The sequence below is a fragment of the Chloroflexota bacterium genome (genome assembly GCA_035652535.1).
Lineage (GTDB): Bacteria > Chloroflexota > UBA6077 > UBA6077 > SHYK01 > DASRDP01.
Genome location: DASRDP010000056.1, coordinates 1 through 7,045 on the forward strand (window position 1 = coordinate 1; position 7,045 = coordinate 7,045).

7 protein-coding genes are annotated in these 7,045 nt (G+C 64.8%); 5 read left to right on the forward strand and 2 right to left on the reverse strand.

All coding sequences use genetic code 11. From position 1 onward, the window contains the following. The 3 genes from VFC51_05965 to VFC51_05975 all read left to right on the forward strand — a co-directional run. A partial coding sequence (locus VFC51_05965) for a hypothetical protein (GenBank protein HZT06557.1) occupies window positions 1–776 on the forward strand: 776 nt, incomplete at its 5' end. Between the two features lie 172 nt (window positions 777–948). Then, window positions 949–1,956, forward strand: coding sequence for a hypothetical protein (locus VFC51_05970; GenBank protein HZT06558.1), 1,008 nt, complete (start codon window positions 949–951; stop codon window positions 1,954–1,956). A gap of 100 nt (window positions 1,957–2,056) precedes the next feature. After that, window positions 2,057–3,253, forward strand: coding sequence for a site-specific DNA-methyltransferase (locus VFC51_05975; protein ID HZT06559.1), 1,197 nt, complete (start codon window positions 2,057–2,059; stop codon window positions 3,251–3,253). 118 nt (window positions 3,254–3,371) lie between these two features. On the opposite strand, the gene VFC51_05980 is transcribed toward VFC51_05975, so the two are convergent. Beyond that, a complete protein-coding gene (locus tag VFC51_05980; GenBank protein ID HZT06560.1) occupies window positions 3,372–3,623 on the reverse strand; it encodes a helix-turn-helix domain-containing protein in 252 nt (83 codons plus the stop codon). Further along, window positions 3,620–4,717, reverse strand: coding sequence for a hypothetical protein (locus tag VFC51_05985; GenBank protein HZT06561.1), 1,098 nt, complete (start codon window positions 4,715–4,717; stop codon window positions 3,620–3,622). Before VFC51_05985 ends, VFC51_05980 begins: the two co-directional genes overlap by 4 nt. 803 nt (window positions 4,718–5,520) lie before the next feature. Here VFC51_05985 and VFC51_05990 point away from each other — a divergent pair. Together VFC51_05990 and VFC51_05995 are read left to right on the forward strand one after the other, a co-directional pair. Beyond that, window positions 5,521–6,087 (forward strand): hypothetical protein, encoded by a 567-nt coding sequence (locus VFC51_05990; protein ID HZT06562.1) that lies wholly within the window; start codon window positions 5,521–5,523, stop codon window positions 6,085–6,087. 537 nt (window positions 6,088–6,624) lie between these two features. After that, a partial coding sequence (locus VFC51_05995; protein HZT06563.1) for a hypothetical protein occupies window positions 6,625–7,045 on the forward strand: 421 nt, incomplete at its 3' end.

Here is a 7,045-nt window from a genome sequence, read left to right on the forward strand (position 1 = left end):
ACGGAAACACACGCTGCGCCGCCGCGCGCCGGAACCGCTACGAGCATATCGCTGCCTACATCTGCTCTGACCTCTCCCCGCTGCAGGCGCGCGCCCTATCAGTAGAGCTTAACCAATCCCACGGCCTTGGGATGACCGAAGAGGAACTCAGGGCCTTCGTGTTGAGTGCGGTCCAGGAAGGCCATTCCTTCGATACGCGGTCCTACGCCCGCATGACGGGCGTCACCGCCTCCAAGCTGTCCAAGTGGGTGGCTTGTGCACGGTTTCACATCCGAGCGCAGCGATGTGGCATTCCTCAGGCTGACGTGGCTCTTCTCTCGGAAAGTAAGCAGGCGACTTTGAATGCTGCCAGGCTTCGCTGCGTCTTCATGGAGGCCACGTTGTTGGCTGTCGCGGCGCGCTTGCCCGTTGCGCAATTGAAGCGACTAGTTGCGGCCGCAAACGACGCGCCCTCTGAGGCCGAAGCACTCGCCATCGTGGCTGGGGAACGGCAGGCTCGGGAGGAAGAGATCGCCGCGGTCGCTCGCGGCTTCACCTCGGGTCTCAGGCGCCGCACACGCCCGGCTTCCATGCATGTCGCAGCCCTCTTGAAGACGGACGCTGATAAGCTTCTCGACGTGATGCCGGAGGCGCACAGCGAGACGTTCGAAGCCCTGAGTGCTCTGCAACGCCACATAGCAGCGGTACTCGCCGAGGCGGCCAGACGCTGGGGCATGCCCACCGCATCGTCGGGTGGCTCGCCTACAGTTGCCTCAGGAGTGCCCGCCCATGCGTAGGCCGGCTCCTAGGCGCGAGGACCTTCCCCCTGACAACGCTGCCCGTATCGCAATTTACGACGCCGTCGTATCGTCGCTGCCGCACGAAGCGGATCGAACTGTCTCGTCCGACGACGTTTTCGCCAGTGTAGTTGGCCGTCTTCGGATTCTCGTCCCCCGAGAATTGCACCTTATGGGCGAAGAGGCATACTTTCGGGCGAAGCTCGCGGCGTGCATTGATAGTGGATTGCTCATGGTGGTCCGCCAGACTCCGCAACGTTTGGCCTTGGGCACCATAGCACCGAGAATCTCCTACCCAGATGGCAGCATCCGAGATTACCAAGCAGGTCTTGAGGCAGCGAAGGAGCGTCTGCAGGCTGACGACGAAAGACTCCGTGCCTCACGCTTCAACATCCACGACTTCGTTCCGTCCGTCTCGGAACGTCCGCAGTCCCTGGAATTCCAGCGGCTCGTGGCGTCTATGCGTGAGCACGGATTCCTGGAGCAGCATCCGGTCCTCCTTAGCGCCGATGGTAGTGTCATCGATGGTCGAGCGCGTGTTAGAGCAGCTAAGACCGCAGACATTCAAGTTAAGCAGGCCACGGTGCCCGGCCGTCGTGACACGGCCCTCTACCGAGCGCTGCTGGTGCTGGACGCCAACGGTACACGACTCACGGAAGACGTTCATACGCGAGCCTGTGAAGCCATCGCCGAACGGACGCGTGCATGGAACGAAATTGAGAGTGATCTGGAACTCACTCGCGCATGGCGATTGGCACCTCCCCGTGCCTATAAGGCGCAATTCGAGGTCCGGAAGGTCCGATACCGTCCGGACGACGCCGCCGCCATCATCCAGGTGACCAAGGATGGCGACAAGGTGATGGTGCGGTCACTCCTTGAGGCGGCCGGCCTCGCGAGCTACAAGTACGGCACCGAGCTCGCCCCCTACGTCGCGAGGGAAGATGCACGTACGCCCTACACCACTGGGCGCGCAGCGGTCTTCGTTAGAGTTAGCGATGCGATCACCGGAATCCGCGCCATGCAGCGAGATCGGCGCACGAAGCACCTGAAGGTCGATCCTCAATGGGAGCATGTACGCAAGTGGCTCGTCTCCTTCGCCGCCCGCTCCTCGAAGACCCGCGAGGAGAGCCCGCTCGGCGACTGGGCCCAAGATACTGCCACGGTGGGCTCAGCGCGATAGGGTAGCGCCCCTCCCGCTCGCCGGTCGGGGCCACGCCGGCATATCACCGGTTTGGCCCAGGAGCGGCTACACTGTCGCGGATGTTCGGGCGAACCGCACCATGATCCGCGACATCAAGCCAGCGTCGCCTGTCCGGAGGTTGAGGCGGAACTTCTCGGAAGAAGAGGTGGAGAGGCGTTTCAGCATATCGGCGGTTGCGCCTGTGGTCGGCATGAGCAGAGCCTACATAGTTCGTGCGCTCGGATACCGACCAGGATCACGACCCGCAACTATTTCGTTAACACAAGTCCTCGAGTTGCTCGACGTGGATGGCTACCAGGAGACGTTTGTTCCTCGAAGCCTGGTGCCGGACTACCTCCTTGGCCTGGGGACGACGACAGCGCAGCCGCCGCTCGACACACGGGAGACCGCCACCCTCCTCGCTGGCGACGCCCGGGCGTTACTTCCGGCACTACCAGCTGGGTCTGTTCAGTGTGTCGTGACGTCCTCACCCTACTGGGGTATGCGCGTGTACGAGACGCATCGCGATATTGCCTGGGCCGATGGTGAGCGCTGTCCATATGGATTCGAGCAAACGCCAGAGGGCTTCATCCGCCACACCGTCGAGTTGCTCCACCTTCTCAGGCCGGCGATGAGCCTGACTGGATCAGTGTGGTGGAACCTTATGGACACCTACAATACGAGAACGCCGATTCGGGGCAGCTCACATGAGAAGCTGCGTGCTATGGGTGGGCAGTCCGACTATACGCTCGGCTGGACTGAACATCTTGCGTGCCGGCACAGCGCGGGCCACATGTATCTAGAGGACGGTGAGCAAAGCTCAATCCCAGGACGTGTCGCTGAGCGAGCGTCGCGCATAGGCTACTGGCTGAAGAGCCTGATCACCTGGAATAAGAACTCCACGCCAGAACCGGTTCGTAGCCGAGTTACTCGGCATGCCGAGTACATTCTTCACCTATCTGTCCGCCGAGCACCCGTATTCAAAAGAGCGGAGTGGCAACGTCTTCCACGCCGGTTGGGCGGCCCAAACCCGCCTTTTGAGTCCGTGAAGAAGCTAACAGACATTTGGTGGCTGCCAACAGGGACAGGCCAGAACGGCCATGGAGCGGAGTTTCCCATCGCACTTCCTGCGCGTTGTATCTCGCTATCAACGAAGAAGGGTGACCTAGTCTTAGACCCGTTTGTCGGCGGCGGGACCACAGCGATAGCCGCCGCCGAACTGGGCCGCCGGTTCGTAGGTTTCGACATCAGTCGGACGTACGTTGCGAGAGCCAAAGAGCGTCTGGAGCTTGTTTGAGCTGCAATACAGGACGGGCACCCAAATGGCGCACAGGAGTTGCTCCCGATAGCGATGAATACGAACAGTCACAAGGCTCGGCGTGGGCGGAGAGGCCGACTAGATCTTCCAGGGGGATCTAGCGCTCCAGCCGCGACCACCCTGGCGAGATAGCGATCACCGAGGCCCGCTCGTCGATCCACTGGCGCAAGGCGTCGCGCGGAATCCGCACCACGCGCCCGATCCTGACGACAGGTAACTCTCCCGAGCGAACGAGCTCGTACGTCCGGGTCCTGCCGAGTTGCAGCTCCGCCTCCACGTCCTTGACGGTGAGAAGCATCGGCATTGCGTCCAGGGACATCAGCTCCGACGCGTGCGTGGTGTCGGTCATGACCGCTCCCCCGCACCCTCGGGCAGTGCCAGCCGGCGCTGCCGCTTGTCGTCGACGACGTCGCGGTAGCGCACCCCGCGCCGGACCAGGTAGCGCTGCGCTGCGGGAACGGTCCTTGCCATGGCGCCACCCAGGTCGTGGGCCGACCCCATCGCCTCCAGCGAGCTCGCATACCCGACGAACCCGCGCACCAGGCGTAGCTCGTCGGCGGCGCGCCGGTGCTCACGTACGAGCGGCGACGTCGGCGATCCCATCTGCGCATCGCGGAGCCGCGCCCACGCGCCTGCCTCGGGCGACCGCGCGCGCCGCACGTGCTTCGCGGGCTGCCGCAGCGAGAGCCAGCGCATGCCGTAGCCCCAGAGCCCTTGCCGCGCCGTCAGTGCGTCGCCAACGCCCGCGATGTCGAAGCGTGCCAGAGCCCCACGCCGAAACTGGTACTCCACGCGCCACACCGACCGCTTCGGGTCGGGGTCGCGCCAGACCGCCTGCTGCCACGTCTCCCCGCGACGTTGCATCTCCAGCGACTTGTCGTAGATGCGCGCGAGGACGTCGCCTTTGCCGAAGACGAAGCCCGACAGCCGCCGCCCGTTGGTGTGCAGTTGGCTGGGCTGCTCGTGCAGCCGTCGCATCGTGGCCCGGCACGTGAAGCGAAAGAAGTCGTCGTACTGCGGCTCCCACCCCTGCTCGTCCGCGTAAAGATCAACGCGCGAGACGGTGATGCGCGGCGCACGCGGGATGACGAACCGCGCGACGATCTCCTCCAGTTCCTGCACCGCGCGATGGATGCCGACCAGGTGGATGAACTCCGAGTGCAGCTGGGCGTATGCGGGCGGGAAGGGAGCCGACGCACCAATGTAGAGCTCGAATCGCGGCGAGCTGATCCAGAACGGCCAGTTGCGCCAGCCATGCAGGCGCAGCAGCAAGTCCGGCTCCGCGTCGTAGAACGAGAATGGGATCGGCTCCCCCGTGTGGCCGTTGAGATCCACCATGTTGCAGAGGCACACCGTTAGGCCGTCGAAGAGCTCACGCGCATCGACAGGTACATGCTGTCGATACCACTCGCGAGGATCCTCACCGTGGTCATCGGTCGCCACCGATGCATCGGGGGCGCAAAGTCCGCCATGGTGGCGTCCCGATCGAGCGTGACGCAGGACTTTGGCACCACTGTGTTACAGGCCCCGTGGTGCTGGCCGAGGCGGCGGCCACGGCTGCACGTCCGCGCCGCTCGCGGACGCCGGGGGCCGCGCGACGCGCAATCGCCTCTGGGCCGCCAAGGGGACGGGCGATCAGCGCGGCAGGGACGCTGCCGCCCGCGCACGGGACTGCGCGGCGACGCCCGGGCGCTCTTGGTGGCGCGCTCGGGTCGTCGCCACAAGGGACGCGCGCCCCGTCGGCACCGTCGTCACGCACCTGGCCGCCCTCACCGAATGGCAGCGCGGGCGCAGCTGTGCTCGCACGTCCTCCGCCGCCGCGTCGTGGCGCGTCCGGCAGCGCGCGGCCGCCGTACGCGCCGGTCGGTCGGTCGCCTGTGTCGTTGCTGGTGTCCTCTGCCGTCGTCCATTCACCTCTTTCTGCATATGACCGCATCGCCAGTCGAGCCTGCTGCTCGCTGGGTCCGGACGGCAGGAGGGTTGTCGTGTCATGCATGGCACTCCCTCCTGATGGGTGGATGACCTCGCGCCCGTGAGCGCGATTGGTTGAAGCTTTAGATGCCGCAGGCGCCCGGATATGACGGTCTGCTCAAAAATCCGCCCAGATTGGATCCGGCCAGCTATGGCAAGAACCTGGCGGAGATACACAACGCTGTGGTACAATGGCAGCGTCGTACAAAGAAGAGGCCCCGCGAAGTTCGTACCTTCACGGGGCCGAGCCGAACCCTGAAGTGGAGGATCCGGCGATGACCGACTCTATCGGTCCGACCCCGGCGACGGTCTGCGAGCCGACGCCACCTGCGGCAGCCGCGGTGGACTACACGAATCGGTGCGCACGCGACGTCCGCCGCCTCACCGGGCACCTGGTCGCCGAGGAGCTGCACGACCTGGTGGCCAGCCTGACCAGTGAGCACGACGGCGGCCACATCAACCCGGTCATGGCCGAGCTGGTGCGCGAGACGGCCCACTCCCTCGACCGCTTCATCCGCCACGGACGGCTGCCGCGCCGAGCGGACCTGTACAGCCTCCGCGCCATCGCCGCCCTCGCCGGCGCCGCGGGCTACCAGGAGGACGAGCTGGTCGCCGTGGTCCAGGCTTGCGCCGACGCCGTGGCCGACCTCTGGCGGACCAACGCCCGCAATCTCGCCATCGTCTACGGCGACCCGGACGAGGACGGCGCGCCTGCGGTCGAGAAAGCCGCCGAGCTGGTCTCCGAGGTGACGCGGCTGTTCCTGCGCAAGCTGCCCGGCCAACTCCGGATCGGCCTGGCCGTCGCCACCGTCACCCACCGGCGGGTGGTGGCTACCGCGTAGGCTGGCTTGCCAGGCGCCGAGGCGCTCCACCTGCGGCGCCGACCTGCCGTCAACCTTGCGGGACGGGCCGGCCTATCAAGCCAGCCCGTCTCCAATGGTCACCTCCGCGGGCCGTATAGGGCCCGCGGGCGCCGACTTGGGGACGGCCGTTGGTACATCTGCACCCGCGTGTTGGCACGTAATCCAGGCCCGACGGACCAGCGTCGGCGGTGTGCTACAGTCGCGCGTTCGAGCCGACAGGAAGAGGATCGGATGCGACTTGGACTGCGCCCCAACCGAAGGCGCCTGGAACGCGAGACCATTGCGGCGGCGACGTCAAAGGACTTTGACACGCTGCTCGACAGCCTCCAGGTTACCCGGGACATGCGACGGGGGCGCGTACATTGCAAGTTCTGTGCACGAACATTGCAGTCGGTCGGCGAAGTGGGCATTGTCTTCCCTGAGAGCGGCGCGATACACGTGGTCTGTGACGATCCGAATTGCACCCTGCAATTCGCGCGATATATTGGCGAACACCCGGAGCTGTACTAGTTCTAGATGACGATCGTAATCCCTGGCGTGGTCAGCTTTGGTCTTGCACTGGCGCTCGTCCTAGCCGTCTTCGCCTGGATCGCACACAATCCAGCTAACGCTGAGCGGATTGCTCTCTGGTTCTGGTCGGGGACGCGTTGGGTGTCCAAGACCGCGGAAACGAAGGCTCTGCAGCGGGACGTGACTCACGGGATCAACGACTTCGCGGTGCGAATCCAGGATGAGCTGGAGGGCTACCGACCGAGAGGTATTGACTTGGCCTTCATCGGCAGCGACGAGAGCCCCAACAGCTTCCTCGACCGTGGCCGACTCGTTGTGCGCATTCGGCCAAGAACCGGGCGTGACCAGAACTTTCTGGCCGTAGCATCACTTTATGTGGCACACACCGTCTTCCCCATAGTAAAGCACCACCTCCGTAAGAACCAGC